Annotated in this window: 16 protein-coding genes; 12 read left to right on the top strand and 4 right to left on the bottom strand. The window is 37.1% G+C overall.

Features of this window, described 5'->3' with window-relative positions; all coding sequences use genetic code 11:
* The first annotated feature begins 55 nt into the window (after positions 1–55).
* A complete protein-coding gene (locus AC1MGI_RS10665) occupies positions 56–733 on the top strand; it encodes a superoxide dismutase family protein (protein ID WP_480345249.1) in 678 nt (225 codons plus the stop codon).
* Between the two features lie 139 nt (positions 734–872).
* On the opposite strand, the gene AC1MGI_RS10670 is transcribed toward AC1MGI_RS10665, so the two are convergent.
* Together AC1MGI_RS10670 and AC1MGI_RS10675 are read right to left on the bottom strand one after the other, a co-directional pair.
* Positions 873–2264 carry a hypothetical protein gene (locus tag AC1MGI_RS10670; protein WP_480345250.1) on the bottom strand — a complete coding sequence of 464 codons (1392 nt, stop codon included), beginning with the start codon at positions 2262–2264 and terminating at the stop codon, positions 873–875.
* Positions 2265–2483: 219 nt separating this feature from the next.
* Entirely contained in the window at positions 2484–3002 is a 519-nt protein-coding gene (locus tag AC1MGI_RS10675; RefSeq protein WP_480345251.1) for an antibiotic biosynthesis monooxygenase family protein, read from the bottom strand.
* A gap of 299 nt (positions 3003–3301) precedes the next feature.
* Between AC1MGI_RS10675 and hemE the strand changes: the two genes are divergently transcribed.
* From hemE to AC1MGI_RS10720, 9 genes are all read left to right on the top strand, one after another.
* Entirely contained in the window at positions 3302–4339 is a 1038-nt protein-coding gene (gene hemE / locus AC1MGI_RS10680) for a uroporphyrinogen decarboxylase (protein ID WP_480345252.1), read from the top strand.
* A gap of 116 nt (positions 4340–4455) precedes the next feature.
* Complete coding sequence (gene hemH, locus AC1MGI_RS10685) at positions 4456–5391, top strand: ferrochelatase (protein ID WP_480345253.1); 936 nt, start codon at positions 4456–4458, stop codon at positions 5389–5391.
* A 517-nt stretch (positions 5392–5908) separates the two neighbouring features.
* Positions 5909–6481: a TetR/AcrR family transcriptional regulator gene (locus tag AC1MGI_RS10690; RefSeq protein ID WP_480345254.1), complete on the top strand. Its 573-nt coding sequence runs from the start codon at positions 5909–5911 to the stop codon at positions 6479–6481.
* A gap of 75 nt (positions 6482–6556) precedes the next feature.
* Positions 6557–8761, top strand: coding sequence for a YhgE/Pip family protein (locus AC1MGI_RS10695; RefSeq protein ID WP_480345255.1), 2205 nt, complete (start codon positions 6557–6559; stop codon positions 8759–8761).
* A 297-nt stretch (positions 8762–9058) separates the two neighbouring features.
* Positions 9059–9793 carry an MBL fold metallo-hydrolase gene (locus AC1MGI_RS10700; protein WP_480345257.1) on the top strand — a complete coding sequence of 245 codons (735 nt, stop codon included), beginning with the start codon at positions 9059–9061 and terminating at the stop codon, positions 9791–9793.
* Positions 9794–9824: 31 nt separating this feature from the next.
* Positions 9825–10814, top strand: coding sequence for a lipoate--protein ligase (lplA, locus tag AC1MGI_RS10705; protein WP_480345258.1), 990 nt, complete (start codon positions 9825–9827; stop codon positions 10812–10814).
* Positions 10815–11251: 437 nt separating this feature from the next.
* Positions 11252–11776, top strand: a complete 525-nt coding sequence (locus AC1MGI_RS10710) for an HD domain-containing protein (RefSeq protein WP_480345259.1) — start codon at positions 11252–11254, stop codon at positions 11774–11776.
* 141 nt (positions 11777–11917) lie between these two features.
* On the top strand, positions 11918–13189 hold the full coding sequence (locus AC1MGI_RS10715; RefSeq protein WP_480345260.1) for a M48 family metallopeptidase: 1272 nt from the start codon (positions 11918–11920) through the stop codon (positions 13187–13189).
* A 447-nt stretch (positions 13190–13636) separates the two neighbouring features.
* Positions 13637–14449, top strand: a complete 813-nt coding sequence (locus tag AC1MGI_RS10720) for a YitT family protein (protein ID WP_480345261.1) — start codon at positions 13637–13639, stop codon at positions 14447–14449.
* A 252-nt stretch (positions 14450–14701) separates the two neighbouring features.
* On the opposite strand, the gene AC1MGI_RS10725 is transcribed toward AC1MGI_RS10720, so the two are convergent.
* Entirely contained in the window at positions 14702–14938 is a 237-nt protein-coding gene (locus tag AC1MGI_RS10725; protein WP_480345262.1) for an IDEAL domain-containing protein, read from the bottom strand.
* A gap of 218 nt (positions 14939–15156) precedes the next feature.
* Here AC1MGI_RS10725 and AC1MGI_RS10730 point away from each other — a divergent pair, with 218 nt between their 5' ends.
* A complete protein-coding gene (locus tag AC1MGI_RS10730) occupies positions 15157–15732 on the top strand; it encodes a competence protein ComK (RefSeq protein WP_480345263.1) in 576 nt (191 codons plus the stop codon).
* A gap of 70 nt (positions 15733–15802) precedes the next feature.
* Here AC1MGI_RS10730 and AC1MGI_RS10735 read toward each other — a convergent pair whose 3' ends face one another.
* A complete protein-coding gene (locus AC1MGI_RS10735) occupies positions 15803–16162 on the bottom strand; it encodes a YhjD family protein (RefSeq protein ID WP_062182220.1) in 360 nt (119 codons plus the stop codon).
* Positions 16163–16655: 493 nt separating this feature from the next.
* Here AC1MGI_RS10735 and AC1MGI_RS10740 point away from each other — a divergent pair, with 493 nt between their 5' ends.
* Positions 16656–17267 (top strand): TVP38/TMEM64 family protein, encoded by a 612-nt coding sequence (locus tag AC1MGI_RS10740; protein ID WP_480345264.1) that lies wholly within the window; start codon positions 16656–16658, stop codon positions 17265–17267.
* Positions 17268–17356 lie beyond the last annotated feature (89 nt).

Consider the following 17356-nt stretch of genomic DNA (forward strand, 5'->3'; position numbering starts at 1 on the left):
ATTTTGTAAAGAGTGTATGTAGAAGTAACATAAATAGAGAAAGGATAGATAAAATATGAGGCGTTTCCTTTTTTTAAAGATTTTTATAGGCATAATGTTTGTGCTAGGGGCTTGCGGAAGCGGCAATGACAATAGTGATAATAATGGTAATAGCACTAGTGGTAGCAATACTGAAAAAAGTGACGAGCGGTCAATCTCAGATGAAGGGATGAATCAAGAAGGGAATCCAGCTAATGCAGGTGTAGGGCAAAATAACCCTCAAGAAAAGGTTAAAGGTGGGGGTGAATTGGTAACTGTTGACTTACAGAATACGGAAGGTGTGAAAATTGGGACAGTCAACCTGGAAGAAATTGATACAGGTGTACGCATCAGTTTAGAGGCGTCAAATTTGCCACCAGGAATACATGGTTTTCATATTCATGAAACAGCGTCATGTGTTGCTCCTACTTTTAAAACAGCAGGCGGGCATTTTAATCCTACAAATGCGAGTCACGGTATAGATCATGAAGAGGGACCACATGCAGGTGACCTTCCCAATATTGAAGTTGGAAAAGATGGCATGATTAAAGAAGAAGTTATAGCTAAACACGTTACATTAAAGACCCATCAAGAATATTCATTGTTCGATTCGGATGGCTCGGCACTTGTGATACATGCAAAAGCAGACGACAATAAATCCCAGCCAGCCGGTGATGCAGGAGATCGCATCGCATGCGGTGTGATTGGTGAATGATAATGAAGCTGGATAAGAATGAAGGATGCCTAAAAGAGTGTGACCCTTTTAGGCATCCTTCTTCTAGTTCGTGAGAAAATAGTTATTAATGATTCTGGATATTTTTTCATACTAAGGGAAAATACGAAAGTAACGGTTCTTACATTAAAAACATTGCAACAATGGTCGTAACAACTAATCCAATTGCCACTGGAAATAGATTTCGTCGTGCTAGTTCAAATGGATCTACATTACATATCGCTGCTGCTGGGATTAAAGCCCAAGGAATTAGCGTACCGCCACCGACCCAAATAGCCGAAATTTGACCAAGTGCCGTTAAAGTAGCTGCGCCACCTCCAATTGCTGTAGCAAATAAATTGGCTACTGAACCTGCTAATGAAATGCCAGAAAAACCTGAACCGTCTAAGCCAGTTATTGCACCAGTAATTGTTAATGTAATGGCTGCAACTTCTTTTGATAAAGGCACAAGAGCCGCCAACCCAATCCCAAGATCATTAACAATCCCATGTGATGTTGCTGGCAGGTGACCTCCTAAAATTTTCTGAAAGCCGGAATCTCCTAAATAAAAGAAAGCGGCTATAGGGATGACTGGGCCGAATACTTTAAAACCGAATTGAAAACCTTGAATTAGATACGCCGTAATTTTTTCCAAACCTTGCTGTTTATGTGCAAAAAGTGAAAGAATGATCAAAATGAATACAGCTGTCCCACCTACTAAAGCTGTAGCATCCCCGCCCTGAAGCTTCAGAACACTCATGGCGACAACATCAAGAATAAAGGCGATAGGAATGAAAACGGCAAAGAACTTTTTCTGACTTGAAGATAAAAAATCTTCTGATCGAATATTTTCATTTTCTACATGAATATTGGTGCTGACAGGCAATGATCCACGCATCATGTCTCTGCGAAGAAAAAAATATGCCGTTATCGTAGTGACAAGTCCCATTGTGATAACGAGAGGAATACTTGCACTAATTACTTCTCCAACAGGAAGAGACGCAGCATCAGCTGTTAATTTAGGTGCTGCCTGAATGATAAAATCGCTTGATAGAGCAATGCCGTGACCGAACAAATTCATTGCCATGGCAACGCCGAGAGCTGGTAAGCCCGCACGAATGGCTACTGGTAATAAAACAGCACCAAGTAATGCTACGGCTGGTGATGGCCAGAAAAACCATGAAATGACCATCATTAAGATACCAATTATCCAATAGGCAAGTGCAGGTGATGTAATAAAGCGTGTAAACGGTGAAATCATCGCATCATTAATTCCTGTTTTCGTTAAAACTTGACTCATAGCTACAATGATAGAAATGACAAGAATGGTTGACATTAGCTCGGTAATTGCAAAGATGAAGCTATTAAATATCCCGCTGACTGAAGCAGAGAGACTGCCTGTTGCAATGAGAGCGAGAGAAAATATTCCAAGTATACAGATAAGTGTCGTATCCCGCCTCTTTACCATAAAACCTATAATCAATACGATGAATACAATATAAATCCAATGCAGCGCTGTCCATTCTACGCCCATAAAGAATCCTCCCCTGTATTGGTAAAGAAAGTGATTTTCATACAGAATATGATGGGCGATTAGATTGGTGTTTGACCTGCCTGGATTTTAAGGGTGATGATTTTGGCGGTTAGAAACCTTGCGGAGTTGATACCAAATCGAAAGTAATCTGAGGTTTATCGGTGGATTGGTTCAACTAACCATCAGTAGGAGATACCCCCCACTGATGGAAACTTTACTTTATTGTCCTTCCTCATTTATTAAGGAATATTGTGTCACATAAGCTGGTCCTGAGAAAATCTTTTTATTCAAATCGGGATTATCAAGAGATTTACTATCTTTATTATGAGCGGATTGGAAGGAATTTGAGTTTTTCCAATTCGTGAATGCTTCTTGATCTTCCCACATCGTCAAAATAACATACGTATCTGAGTTCAAAGGTCTGAGAATTCGAAGTGCGGTGAATCCAGGTTCCTTTTCAATCAAGCCTGCTCGATTTTTAAACCGGAATTCAAATCCTGGTCGGCCCTCTTCTGTAACCGGGATGTTATTCATCACGACATACCCTATCTCCTTTAGTTCACCACGTTCATCCACTACTTCAAATTTTCTTGGGGACGAAAAGATGGTTTTACCAGTTGTCTCATGTAGTAAAAGTGCATGTTCCGCGTTTCCCATAAAATAAAGTTTTTCATTTACGTGCTTTTCTTTTACCTTTTGTAGAAATTCTCGTGTTCCAGTCGTTATAAATATGTTCATTAGTTTCCCACCTTTTTTATTTTGGTAACCTTTTCAAGCTTCTTTGGTTAAATCATAGCAAGAATAAACTATCAATACAAAACAATACATGTTTGTTTATTCAGTTTTCTTTTTTATTCAGGTCATTCCTTCAAATAAAAAAGTCGAATTAGTGACAATGTCAGAGGAGTTCTATACTTCTATAAAGGAATAGCATAAAGTAGTAAGCAGTTGCATTTGAAAATAATCTGACTTCTGTTATTCTAATATTAGGAAGACGATGAGCGATAAAATTCGTCATGTTCGAAAGGTGGATATGAATGGTTAAGATTACGAATGATACTTTTTTAAAGGCTGCAAGAGGGGAAAAGACGAGCCATGTTCCAGTTTGGTATATGCGCCAAGCTGGTAGGTCACAGCCGGAGTATCGTAAAATTAAAGAAAAATATTCCTTGTTTGAAATTACTCATCAACCGGAATTATGCGCTTATGTTACACGGCTACCGGTTGAGCAGTATGACGTAGATGCTGCTGTTCTTTATAAAGATATTATGACACCACTGCCAGCACTTGGCGTTAATGTAGAAATTAAATCTGGAATCGGTCCAGTGATTGATAATCCTATTCGTTCGATTGAAGATGTAGGTAGACTGGGTGAATTAAATCCTGAAAAAGATATTGCTTATGTGTTGGATACGATTAAGTTGTTAACGAAAGAACAGTTAACTGTTCCATTAATTGGTTTCTCAGGTGCGCCATTTACGATTGCGTCGTATATGATTGAAGGTGGCCCTTCGAAAAATTACCATAAAACGAAAGCATTTATGTATACGGAGCCTCAAGCTTGGTTTGCTTTAATGGATAAGTTAGGTGAGATGGTCATTACATATGTTAAAGCGCAAATAAATGCGGGTGTAAGCGCAATCCAAATCTTTGATTCCTGGGTAGGTACGTTAAATGTTGAGGACTACCGAAAGTATATTAAACCAGTTATGAATCGAATATTCTCTGCTTTACGTGAAGAAAATGTTCCATTAATCATGCATGGAGTAGGTGCAAGGCACTTGGCATTGGAGTGGAATGACCTTCCGGTTGATGTAGTTGGCTTAGATTGGAGACTACCTATCAGAGAAGCAAGAGAAATGGGCATTAAAAAGGCTGTACAAGGAAATCTTGATCCTTCTTATCTTTTAGCACCATGGGAAGTGATTGAAGATAAAGCGAAACAGATCCTAGATCAAGGCATGGAGCAACCTGGTTTCATCTTTAATCTTGGACATGGTGTTTTCCCAGAAGTTAATCCGGAAACACTGAAGAAGTTGACTGCTTTTATACATGAATATTCTTCATGGAAATAAGAAAAGAGTAAGCTGCTATTAAGGAACTTCGACTAAGGTCCGCTACTGCTTTGTAGTACGTTAAAAATGTAGATTGTGAAGTTAGATAGTTTATTCTAAATGAGGTGTTAACAACAATGGTAAGAAAGAAAATGGGTCTTTTAGTAATGGCTTACGGGACTCCGTACAAAGAGGAAGACATAGAACGGTATTATACGCATATACGTCATGGAAGAAAGCCTTCTGTGGAAGCACTTGAAGACCTTCGCAGGCGTTATAAAGCAATTGGCGGGATATCTCCACTTGCCAAAATTACAGAAGGTCAAGCAATAGGGCTACAAAATATGTTGAACGAATCGCAAAAAGAAATTGAATTTAAAGCATATATCGGCTTAAAACATATTGAACCGTTCATCGAAGATGCAGTCCAACAAATGCATGAAGACGGGATTACAGAAGCTGTAAGCCTTGTTCTTGCTCCTCATTTTTCTACGTTCAGTGTTAAATCTTATAATGAACGTGCGAAGAAAGCAGCCGAGACGCTTGGTGATCTAAAGATTACATGTGTTGAAAGTTGGTATAAAGAACCTAAATTTATTCAATATTGGGTTGATCAATTAAATGAAACATTTGCAAAAATGACACCAGAAGAAAGAGATCATTATATCTTAATCGTATCGGCGCATAGCCTGCCAGAAAAGATCTTGCAAAATGGCGATCCTTATCCAAAACAGCTGGAAGAAACAGCTAAGCTAATTGCAGAAGCAGCGAATGTTAAAAATTACGAAATAGGCTGGCAAAGTGCTGGGCAAACACCAGAGCCTTGGCTAGGGCCAGATGTTCAGGACTTAACGAGAGAACTGTACGCTAAAAATGGCTATAAAGCTTTTATTTACATACCAGTCGGATTCATTGCCGAACACCTGGAAGTTCTTTATGACAATGATTATGAGTGCAAGGTTGTAACCGACGAGGTTGGAGCAAACTACTATCGCCCTAATATGCCGAATGTACATCCTGCGTTTATTGACGCATTGAAAACGATTATTATGAAAAAATTAGATCTACAATAGAAAACAAAACAAGAGGATAATTCCATAGAATTCGATTTCCAAAGAGGCTGTCTTATAACAAAAGGCTTAGATATCACAGCTACTATACACCTTTTAAGACGTGAACATGACACAATAAACGGTGTATAGAGTGTGAGAAGGTTAGACCCTTTTGGGACAACCTCTGTAAAGGGAAGAACGACTTCGTGGAGTGTCCTCTTTTTGTTCGGAAAAACGGTAGGAAAATTATAAGTGCGTGTTAAAAAGGAGGATAAAAAGAGCTGAGAAGTTCGAGGAAAGACAGAGCGAAGAAGAAATTCTACAGCTATTATTACTGGACTTTATGAACAACCTCTATAAGTAGAAAATCTAAGCAAGCTATCTCAAAGAACGTGGAGATTTACTGTTAAATATTATTTTTCTCCTGTAGTAATGATTGATCTTTTGTATTAGGTGTTTGCAATTTCAAAACCAATTTGTTAATATGTTACTGAACTTGATGACCGAAATGTTCATTTGGTCAATTATGAGGTGGAAGATGTCAGTTAATCGAAAAAAATTAATTATCGAGGCCGCCACAAAGTCTTTTTCATTATTTGGGTATAAAGCAACAACGATGGATCAGGTTGCCAAGATTGCGAATGTTGGTAAGGGGACTATTTATACGTTTTATGCAAATAAGGAGGAATTATTTAAAGAAATTGTTGATAACATGATTGTAGAGATGGAGCAAGAAGCGAACGATGCTATTAATCCTGAGCTAACCTTTACGGAGAATCTTCATCTTACACTCTATCGTCTATTAGAATTTAGGCGTGAGCATCAATTGATGATCAAACTATTTCAAGAAGAACAAGAAATAAGAACACCAACTGTATTGGAAATGGTCGAGGAAATTGAAAATGCAATTATTTCTTTTATCGCACAGAAGATTAAGATAGCAATCCAGAAGAAGTATATTAAAGATTGTGACCCTGAATTGACGGCATTTCTTATGCTGAAAATGTATATCACACTTATTGTAGATTGGGAGAGAATAAGGAAGCCTCTAAATAAAGAAGAGATAGCAGAATTGTTCGACCTATATTTATTTAAGGGATTATCACTTTAAAACGGGTAATCCTCATTTTTTGCAGATTAATGACCAAATGAACAAAATGGTCATTGTGAATCAAGGAGGTAGTTTATGTTGAAAAGTGAATGGAAGTCTATTTTTACAAATCGAAAATTGCTTGTTTCTATAGTAGCTATATTATTTATACCAATTATGTACGGTGGCATGTTATTATGGGCATTTTGGGATCCATATAAGCAATTGTACGATTTACCCGTAGCTATCGTTAATAATGATCAGGGCGCAGTGCTTGATGGTAAAACCTATGAAATTGGTGAGGAATTTGTCAAGAATTTAAAGGAAAGTAAGGATTTTAACTTTAAATTTGTCGATCATGAAACCGGATATAAAAATTTAAAAGATCAAAAGTATTATTTGCTTGTTGAGATTCCTAAAAATTTCTCTAAAAATGCAACAACCTTGCTCGATGATACACCGAAAAAGTTGGAATTGAAATATGTACCGAATGAAAGTTTTAACTTTTTATCGGCACAAATCGGTGAAACAGCGATACAAAAAATTCAAATGAATCTTCAAGAAAAAGTGACCGAAACCTATGCCGAAACGATGTTCGACAGCTTAACAAAAATGGCAGGTGGCTACCAAACGGCTGATGAAGCGGCGGGGAAACTGTTAACTGGTGTAGCAGATTTAAATAGTGGTGCTAAAACACTTGAAGAAAAATTAGCGCTATTAGCTGAGAAACAAGTTGAATTTACTGGTGGTGCGAATAAATTGGAAAGCGGCACTAAAGAGCTGCAAACTGGGGTTGAAATCCTTACTAATGGATTAGGTCAGCTTTCCAAAGCTCAAATTCAGCTAGTTGATGGCGCTAAGAAAGCGGAAGATGGAACAAGAAGCTTACAAGTTGGAATTCACCAAGCACATCAAGGAATTAGCACCATTGTGCAGAAAATGGATGAGGCTATTACGGGTACAAGTAAGCTAAATGAAGGCTCTAATCAAGTAACAGATGGACTTAAGCAGCTTCAAGATGGAGCGAATTCGGCTTATCAAGGCGCGACGGACGTTAAGAATGGATTAGCCGTCCTGCAAACTCAATTAGCACCAGTACTTGCATCTCTTCCAGAAGAAGATCAAGTGGGAATTAATCAGCTTTTGGAACAGTTATCTCAAGGAACAGTTGCACTCCAAGCTGGTAACGAGAATATCACTGCTGCAGCAGGGAAACTTGCCGCTGGTTCAGCCAATGTCACTAGCAATCTATCAGCGTTAACCGAAGGACAAAAGGCTCTTCAAAACGGGTTGCAGGATCTAAATAATGGAACAGCTAAATTAGATACGGGTGCAGATCAGTTGCTTAGTGGTCAAAAGCAGTTAAGTTCTGGACTAACGACGTTCTCAAGTAAATTGAATGAAGCCAAAGCAGGCGGAGATAAGCTTGTAGTAGGAGTCAGTAGCTTAACGAGCGGAGTTAGACAATTGGAGGAAGGTTCGAAAGCATTAGCTGACGGATCTACGCAATTAGTAGATGGATCAAAGCAACTTGCTAATGGCACAACAGATCTTAAAGAAGGTTCCCAAACATTTAAAGATGAACTAAATAAAGCAGCGAATGAATCAGAAGGATTGCATCCTACCGAAGATACGTATAACATGGTTGCCAAACCAGTAACGGTAGATAAAGAAGGGATCAACAAAGTGCCGAACTATGGAACAGGTATTGCTCCATATTTCTTATCTCTAGGTTTATTTGTAGGAGCATTAATGCTTTCCATTGTCTTTCCATTAAGAGAACCTGTTGGTATTCCGAAAAATGGATTTACATGGTTCTTTAGTAAATTTGGTGTTATTGCAGCTGTTGGAATTACCCAGGCAATACTTGTTTCTGGATTACTAATCATTCTTTTAGATCTCAAAGTCCAAAGTGTTCCATTATTCATCTTATTTTCAATCATTACAAGCTTAACATTTATGGCACTTATCCAATTATTAGTTACAACAATGGATAACCCAGGCCGTTTTTTAGCAGTTATCATTTTGATTTTGCAATTGACAACAAGTGCTGGTACATTCCCAGTGGAGTTAATCCCGTCACAGCTACAATGGTTAAATCATGTATTGCCTATGGCGTATTCTGTACGAGGGTTTAAGGAAGTCATTTCAAGTGGGAATTTCAGTCTAATGTGGTCGGATAGCTTGGTACTATTAGCATTTATGGTTAGCTTTCTTGTGCTTACCATTCTTTATTTTGTAGTGAAATATAAAAAAAGCTACTCAGAAATGAACGACGCAGTTCAAGAATTAGAAGCGTAAATAAAAGGGTCTAACTTCACACTCTATACATGGTTTAATTGTGTCATTACACTGCATATTAACCGTATATAGTTGGTGTGGGGTTTAGACCTTTTCGTTATGGGACAGCCCATTTGTGTAAAGGTTTAACTTGAATAGGTAAAAGATGAAAAGAACAGGATAATACGATATATTTAATATATAAGTATAGGTTTTGATGTCTAATGTAAGCGACTAATTACGCTAAGGCCTAACCATTGGGGTGAAAAAAGCGTATGCGTTTCTCTTATCGAAATCACCACAGGAGGAGATTGTTGTATGAAAATTACTGTAATAGGTTGCTGGGGCGGCTATCCTGCAAAGAATGAAGCGTCTTCAGGTTATCTTGTGGAATATGGAGATTACAGGGTGCTGCTCGATTGTGGTAGCGGTGTTTTGGCCCAGCTGCAGAACCATATGCAACCGGAAAAATTAGATGCTGTTGTATTAACTCACTATCATCCAGATCATATTGCAGATATCGGTGTACTTCAGCACGCATTGCTAATTGGTAGCTTTTTAGGGAAGCCGAAAAAAACACTGCCAATCTATGGCCATCATTTAAACGAAGGCGAATTTAAAAAGCTAACTTATAAAGATATTACAAAGGGGATTGCATATAAAGAGGACGAGCCTCTTTTAATTGGCCCATTTACTTTTACTTTTTTAAGAACAAAGCATCCTGTTCCTTGCTTTGCCATGAAAATTGAGGTAAATGGCGAATCCATTGTCTATACAGGAGATAGTTCGTATATGGAAGAGCTGTCGATTTTTGCAAAAGATGCGAAAGTGTTATTATGTGAGAGTAGTCTTTACGGACATACAGATGGCTCATCAGCAGGTCATATGACAGCAAGAGAAGCGGGGATGATTGCGCATCTTGCGGATGCCCACTTGCTCATGCTTACTCACTTACCACATTATGGAGATTTACAACAGTTAAAAAAAGAAGCAGGAGAAGTATTTAAACGTGAAACTGCCCTTGCTAGAAGTGGCATGGAATTTCAATTGTGATTTTTTAGGTAAAATAAAGGAGGAAACACGAATGATCTTTGTAGATAATAAAGGGATTCACGATCCGCAAATGAATCTTGCTATTGAAGAATACATATTAAAAAACCTTGACATAAATGAAACGTATTTATTATTTTACATCAATGGTCCGTCCATCATTATCGGTAAAAACCAAAATACGATTGAAGAGATCAATACAGAATATGTCGAGAATAATGGAATTAAAGTGGTTCGAAGACTTTCGGGTGGTGGTGCTGTGTATCATGACCTTGGAAACTTAAACTTTAGTTTCATTACTAAGGATGACGGTCAAAGCTTCCATGACTTTAAGAAATTCACGGAGCCTGTTGTTAAGGCGCTTAGTAAGCTGGGGATTAACGCAGAAATAAGCGGGAGGAATGATATTCTAGCTGAAGGCAGAAAGATCTCCGGTATCGCCCAATTCAGTACGAGAGGCCGCATGTTCACGCATGGTACGCTTTTGTTTAATTCCGAAATGGATCATATTGTCTCAAGTTTAAAAGTGAAAAAGGACAAGATCGAATCGAAAGGAATTAAATCGGTCAGAAGTCGTGTAGCCAATATCGCAGAGTTCCTTGAAGAACCCATGACTATTGAAGAATTCCGTTCTTTGATTCTTAAATATATCTACGAAGAAAACGAAACCATTCCCGAGTATGTTTTAACGGAAGAGGATTGGGCAAAAATCAATGAAATTTCTAAAGAACGTTACCAAAACTGGGATTGGAACTATGGTAAATCACCGAAGTTCAACTTACAGCATTCACACCGCTTTCCAGTCGGGTCAATTGATATTCGCTTAGAAGTGAATAAAGGAAAAATTGAAAACTGTAAAGTATACGGAGATTTCTTTGGTGTCGGCGATGTGAGCGAAATTGAAGAGAAACTTACGGGGATTCGTTATGAACGTACTGAAATTGAGCGCGTCTTAGCAAATGTTGATGTGAAGCATTACTTTGGGAATGTGACAAAAGAAGAAGTTATTAACCTTATTTACTGATAGAAAATTTAAAAGGCCGCCATCTATCGTTTGTTCGATAGATGGGGCTTTTAGTTTTCTTTTATGAAATAGCCGAGAACACTTGTGACTTTAGTCATGAGAGGTTCAGAGATAAATCACTGGCGATTACAAGAACTCTGTCGTGAACTTGTGATTATTAGGCTGAATAGAATAATAAGGCCATATTTTTATAATACTCTTTAAAGTACATGTTCAAAAGGGAGGATAAAAGAGCCGAAAAGTTCGAGGAGCGCATTTCAAGAGGACCGGGAAGACAGAGCTTCGATGCGATTCGCAATCTTTTTACCGGACTTTTTGAACAACCTCTTAAAAAGCATTATGATGTTCCACTTGAAAAATTTCTGCATATTCGATATGATAACATTTAAAAAATTCAGGCTTGATAATAAGCTTACTATAATAGAGGAGGGGATTGAATGAGAGACGTGACCCTACTTGATATATTTCAACATCATATTACACAGAAATATTTAAACCGTTCTGGATTAGTGCACGCTATTGCTGTTGCATACCATGCCTTTCACTTGGCTAAAGAGCAGAATGTGGACGTCGATATAGCTGCCAAAGCCGGTTTGCTTCATGATATGGGACATTTTACATGGTATAAAAATGGGAAGTGGGATTATGACCTTTATAAACAAAATGATATACATGCAATAAAAGGAGCAGAAAGAGCTCATAAGCTACTTATTCGACTTGGAGAAAATCCAATCCAAGCCAAAACCATATCTCTCGCGATTCTATTCCATACTGATTCATTTCTACCTACAAATGACATTATTCGCACGCCACTTCAACAAATTGTAAAATGGGCCGATGAGAAAGACGAAGAAGAAGGTGGTCTCCATCATTATCGAAAGATTGATTTCGAGCGTGCAAAAAAAAGCATTATCCGTCTTGATGAAATGATTGAAAAAGTAAGAAATCAGCTATCATCCTAAAGAGAAAGGGTGATGGCTGATTTGGTTGAAATCATGAAGGATAGTTGCACAAAACTTACAATTTCAATATTAGGAAATGGTTCTAACTTGTCCGTTATGTACTACACTTAAAGTAGGAAGTGATAAGGAAGGGGTTGGATTATGGTAAGGAAATCGGTCTTAACTGCAATCGTTTTATTTGGTTTATATATAGCTGGTATGTATGTGTATATATTTCACGGAGCCCAATCTATTATACCTGAAGCTTTAAAAGGAACGGTTGCAGATCCAGCTGTTTTTTTGAGTGAAAGGGAATGGGTATTGAGTGAAGAGTATTCGAAAATCAGGAATTTTCTGTTTTTTGCGGCGGTTCCATTTGATTGGTTATTTTATTTTCTTATTTTAGCATTTGGCATTTCCCGAGGGTTTGAAAAGTGGTCTTTATCGCAAACGAAGTGGAAAATTGTTCAAAATTCTATTTATTTATTTTGGTTATCTTTGTTGAGTTATGTTGTTGTGTTCCCGCTTAATTATTATCGCTACACCTTAGGCAAGAGCTATGGAATCAGTACTCAATCTTTTACTTCATGGATGAAGGATGGAGTGATTGAGTTTTGGGTCGATTTCGGAACGATGATTCTTATTGTCTCTGTTTTATATTGGCTAATGAAAAAAAGTGCGAAGAAATGGTGGCTGTATGCCTGGATTTTGACGATTCCTTTTTCATTATTTATCATGTTCGTTCAGCCGGTAGTTATTGATCCACTTTATAATGATTTTTATCCGCTTAAAAACAAGGAATTAGAAACAAAGATATTAGATATGGCAGATAAAGCGAATATTCCATCTGAGCATGTATATGAAGTGAATATGGCGGAAAAAACGAATGCCTTGAATGCATATGTCACGGGAATCGGCTCCAATTCCCGAATTGTTTTATGGGATACGACTTTGAGTCGGCTTAATGATCAAGAAATTCTCTTTATCATGGCGCACGAGATGGGGCACTATGTGGAAAAACATATTTATTTTGGAATTGCAGGTTATTTAGTCTTAACGCTTGTTGGCTTATGGTTCACTGCGAAATTGATGAATTATACCATTAGGCGCTGGGGGAAAGTTCTAAACATATCAGAAGTTAGCAGCATTCGTTCATTCCCATTATTTTTATTGATTACATCTATTTTATTGTTCGCTTCCAGTCCTTTATCTAATTATGTGTCAAGGTATCAGGAAAGCCGAGCTGACCACTATGCGATTGAAATGACTCAAGATAAAGATGCTGCAATTAGTTCCTTTCAGGAGTTGACAAGAGCTGGGTTAAGTCAAGTGAATCCTCCTTTGCTTGTGAAATGGTTTCGCTACACACACCCCTCCATGCTCGAGAGAATTTCAACGCTTGATCAATATAATACGAGTAATCAGAATGAATAAGCTGGCTTCGGTCAGTTTATTTTTTTGTAAGAAAAAAAGAATGTATTCTGCATTAATGGGTAATAAAACTTCCGCTTAAAGACTTAGATAGATCGAAGAAGCGTAGGGGGATGAAGAAAACCCCGTTGATTGAAGTTTCATTTTATACATTTTGCAATGAGTTTTAGTGTCTATTCATACACCTGTCATATTCGAGCATAGAATATATATTAGAATAATTATTTTTGTGACCTATAGTAGGTGACAGTTTTTCTTATCGTGTATCCTCTAAGGAATTTCCTATATAATCTGAAAAGACTATTAAATTATTTTTCCTTTATTTCTCTACTATAATAATAATCATTAGTAGAAAAAATATCTAAACCGAACAATTATTTCTGTGGACAGAGAAGTCTTTTGTGGCTTTAAATGATCAGGAAATATCACTGGTTTAAAGGGAGAGTAGTTATGCGTAATATTTTGGTCATAATAATTGGCTCCATCATTGTTGGGGTTGCTTATAATTTATTTTTGATTCCCCATCAAATTTTAAGCAGCGGACTTAGCGGGATTGCGATTATGCTTGGAATCATTACACCCTTCAATACCGGAATCTTGAACTTTCTGCTTAATTTACCTTTATTAATATTCGGAGTTATGAAATTAGGAAAACGTTTTATTGGATATACAATTTTGTCTGTAGTCGTGCTTTCAGTTACTTTGTATGTGATTCCTGTTCAAGCAATCTCAAATGAAGCGATCCTGTCATCGCTATTCGGCGGTGTTATTACGGGAATTGGGATCGGGATTATTTTTCGGGCATCCGGATCTTCGGGTGGCTTTGATATAATTGCGATGCTGCTTACTAAGAAGAGAGACTTTCCGCTGGGAGCGTTAATTTCGGCAATGAATGCTATTGTTGTTATCATCTCTGGCTTTGTGTTTGATTGGGATGCGGCTCTTCATACACTCGTTGCAATTTATGCAACAGGAAAGATCATCGATACGATTCATACGAACCATATTAAATTAACATTAATGATCATTACAAATAAGGGTGATGAGATGAAGGAGAAGCTACTTGCTAACCTTTATCGAGGGATTACAGTAATGGATGGAGAGGGCGCATATACAGGGGAAAGTCGAAAAATTCTTATGACAGTTATTACTCGCTATCAGTTAACGGATGTTAAATTGATGATTAATGAAATCGATTCGAATGCATTTGTTAATATTACGGAAACGACCGAGGTAATGGGGATGTTTGATAGAGGAAAATAGTGGAGAAAGTAAGAGTTTCATAAGGGTCTGACCGCACACTCTTCATACAGCTATCGTGTTATACACGTATTTTATTCTGTGTGAAGAATGGTGGGGTCAGACCTTTTTCTTTTGTAGACAACCGTATTTATTGGGGGCAAGTTGCCTACCTCCTCTTGTCACATCACACTAGCTTAAGAAGTAAAAGAACGATCTCAACCGAATGGACTGCGAGTATTTTCAAGGTTGAACAAGGCGCTTGCGCTTTTGTTCTTAAGTACCAAACATTTTTATCAATTGGTACATTTCGCTGCTTAACTTTAGAAATAAAGGCTTATTCCTCTCATCGAGTGCTTGGTCGATTTGCTGTTCAAGCTGTGTTCTTTTGTTAATGAGTATAGATTCGTGAATAATCATCTCAATGAATGTATCCTGCAGTGAAGCGTCCTGGTTTTTCTTATTGGCCAAATACGACTTTACTAACTCTGAAGGTAATTTTTCATTTTTCATGAAGATCCACTCCTGACCTTTTTTTTATTATATGGAATCATTAGAGGAAAAATCAATAAAAATTTTAAATTTTCAAAAAATATTTTAATTTTTGTGGAAATGTTTAGACTTTGTAAATTTGTTACAGAATTGCTAAATGTACACAAAGTGGGTATATATAACTATTTTATGTGATATTATTGATCCCGAATGATGTGAAAAGGAAGGGGAAAAGAAAAGTGAAAAAATCCAAAAGGTCATTAATTGAAAATTATGAAATTACTCCATTTACGTGTTTCATTAAGTCGATTGTATACGGCAGCAAAATCTATTCGCAAGTTGTTGAAATAAATGATGAATTTATCTCGCCATTCAAGCCCAAGGTAATTATCAATCAAAGCTGTGAATACTTTGGAAGTAGCTATGAGGGAAGAAAAGGTGGAACACGGCGATTAATTGGCGTTACTCATAAAGCGCCAATTATTATCGATCAGACAAACCCTATTTTCTTTTTTCCAACTACTTCACCCATAAACGATGATTGCATTTGGATTGCGCATCATCATGTTATAGAGTATAAACAGAAAGATAATAGAATGGTTCAAGTTTATTTTCGTAACAACATCACGTTAGAGGTGAATATATCAATTGGTTCATTCACAAATCAAATGCAAAGAACTGCAGAACTTGAGTCTAAAATTAGTAAAATAAATAAAGAGACAGGAAAGATGGCTTATGGATTGCACAGAATGCATAACAGTATGGAAGCTTCAGAGACCCCTCGCAATTATTCAGCTAAAAAAACTGAAGAATAAGAAGAGGAACGGAGACATGATGAATTTGTGTGTTTCTTATGTCTCCTCAGATAAGGTATGAAAGGGCCATTTAGGTAAATACTTCTTTGAAATAACTTCGCAATAATTCTTCTACCTTATTTTTTAATCGTGGATTGAAATAATTATGGTGCTCTTCATATCCTTTGTATAAAAAGCAATACATTGTAAATTCCTGGTCTCTCTTTAGTTCGCTAACCTTAATATTTTCTTTTTTTAAGTATTTTCTAACTTGAACCAAATCGGATTGAACTAATTTCAACGCTGCTTCTACCATTTCTAAGTAAGGCCTCTTCATCTTGAAAGAACTGCCCTCAATTATATGTAAATCGCGATTGAAAATTGTAACGATCATAGGAAGATAGAGTGCTTTTTCAATGATATTGCGGTCGTGTTCTGGAATTCGAGTCATTATCATCCCTCTTTCTGACAATATCCAACTGAAATTACAACAAGAACATTTGTTCCTTGTTGTAATAATAATGGAAAATGTATCACTAATCAAGTTAAAATTAAATGAAAATGTGATTATCGGTTGTCGAGTGAGGGAAGTATGAAAATAAGACTAAATTCTAGATAAGTCATAAATTATTTATTTATTTCAAAAAATAGCTTATGATTTTAGTTAAAAGATAGGCGTATAATCGGGAGGCTTTACATTGTTCAAATATAAGGCTGTCCCAAAACGAAAGGGTCAGGATCATATCTACTTTATCTCGTTTATAAACATGCAAATAGCGCAATAAACGGTGTAAAGAGTATGGGGTCAGATGCTTTGGGACACGCCTATGTTTCATATATTGTAAGTGGATCAAAGGGCATAAATGATATACATCTAAGCTGACTACTTCAGAAAATAAGCAAGAGAAGGAGCATTAGATTTTTTTGACATTGAGGAGATTGAAATGGATTTGGAGCATATTCGTGATTGGTTTACATTAGAAAATATATTGGAGTTAATTGAACAGTATCGTTCGTTCGGACCATTACCAGGGATTTTTTTACCAATGTTTGAGTCGTTCCTTCCTTTTCTGCCGCTCTTTGTATTTGTATTTGCAAATGCGAGTGCTTTTGGCCTATGGCTGGGGTTTATGTATTCATGGATTGGGACCGTTACGGGATCTTTGCTTGTCTTCTTCTTATTTCGCCATTATGGGCATCGAAGGCTATTAAAGTTTCTTCAAAAAAATAAACAGATTAAAAAACTTATGAATTGGGTAGAGAGACATGGATTCGGTCCGCTTTTTCTTCTACTTTGTTTTCCGTTTACTCCTTCTGCTCTTGTGAATATTGTAGCTGGTCTTTCGAATATAAGACCGATGCCATATGCACTTGCATTACTAGGTGGGAAGCTGGTCATGATTTTTACGATTAGTTTTATAGGATACGACATAACTTCATTGTTCCATCAGCCGTTACGCACAGTAATCGTTATCATTATAATCTTTGTATTATGGCTTGTTGGGAAACAAATAGAGGCAAGGCTAAATAGAAACACGAGTAGGGAAAATGAGTAATGGCAGTGGGGAAAATGAAACGTAAATAATGATGACATTCTGGTCGGTGTTATATGTATGATGAAAGTTTAACAGGCCACCCTTACCAA

Source organism: Peribacillus sp. BM1, assembly GCF_056679975.1.

Coding starts and splice junctions, on each gene's coding strand:
- AC1MGI_RS10700 (WP_480345257.1), top strand. CDS start 9,059: ATGAAAATTACTGTAATAGGTTGCTGGGGCGGCTATCCTGCAAAGAAT.
- hemH (WP_480345253.1), top strand. CDS start 4,456: ATGGTAAGAAAGAAAATGGGTCTTTTAGTAATGGCTTACGGGACTCCG.
- AC1MGI_RS10735 (WP_062182220.1), bottom strand. CDS start 16,162: ATGACTCGAATTCCAGAACACGACCGCAATATCATTGAAAAAGCACTC.
- AC1MGI_RS10665 (WP_480345249.1), top strand. CDS start 56: ATGAGGCGTTTCCTTTTTTTAAAGATTTTTATAGGCATAATGTTTGTG.
- AC1MGI_RS10740 (WP_480345264.1), top strand. CDS start 16,656: ATGGATTTGGAGCATATTCGTGATTGGTTTACATTAGAAAATATATTG.
- AC1MGI_RS10670 (WP_480345250.1), bottom strand. CDS start 2,264: ATGGGCGTAGAATGGACAGCGCTGCATTGGATTTATATTGTATTCATC.
- AC1MGI_RS10720 (WP_480345261.1), top strand. CDS start 13,637: ATGCGTAATATTTTGGTCATAATAATTGGCTCCATCATTGTTGGGGTT.
- AC1MGI_RS10725 (WP_480345262.1), bottom strand. CDS start 14,938: ATGAAAAATGAAAAATTACCTTCAGAGTTAGTAAAGTCGTATTTGGCC.
- AC1MGI_RS10715 (WP_480345260.1), top strand. CDS start 11,918: ATGGTAAGGAAATCGGTCTTAACTGCAATCGTTTTATTTGGTTTATAT.
- AC1MGI_RS10710 (WP_480345259.1), top strand. CDS start 11,252: ATGAGAGACGTGACCCTACTTGATATATTTCAACATCATATTACACAG.
- AC1MGI_RS10695 (WP_480345255.1), top strand. CDS start 6,557: ATGTTGAAAAGTGAATGGAAGTCTATTTTTACAAATCGAAAATTGCTT.
- lplA (WP_480345258.1), top strand. CDS start 9,825: ATGATCTTTGTAGATAATAAAGGGATTCACGATCCGCAAATGAATCTT.
- hemE (WP_480345252.1), top strand. CDS start 3,302: ATGGTTAAGATTACGAATGATACTTTTTTAAAGGCTGCAAGAGGGGAA.
- AC1MGI_RS10690 (WP_480345254.1), top strand. CDS start 5,909: ATGTCAGTTAATCGAAAAAAATTAATTATCGAGGCCGCCACAAAGTCT.
- AC1MGI_RS10675 (WP_480345251.1), bottom strand. CDS start 3,002: ATGAACATATTTATAACGACTGGAACACGAGAATTTCTACAAAAGGTA.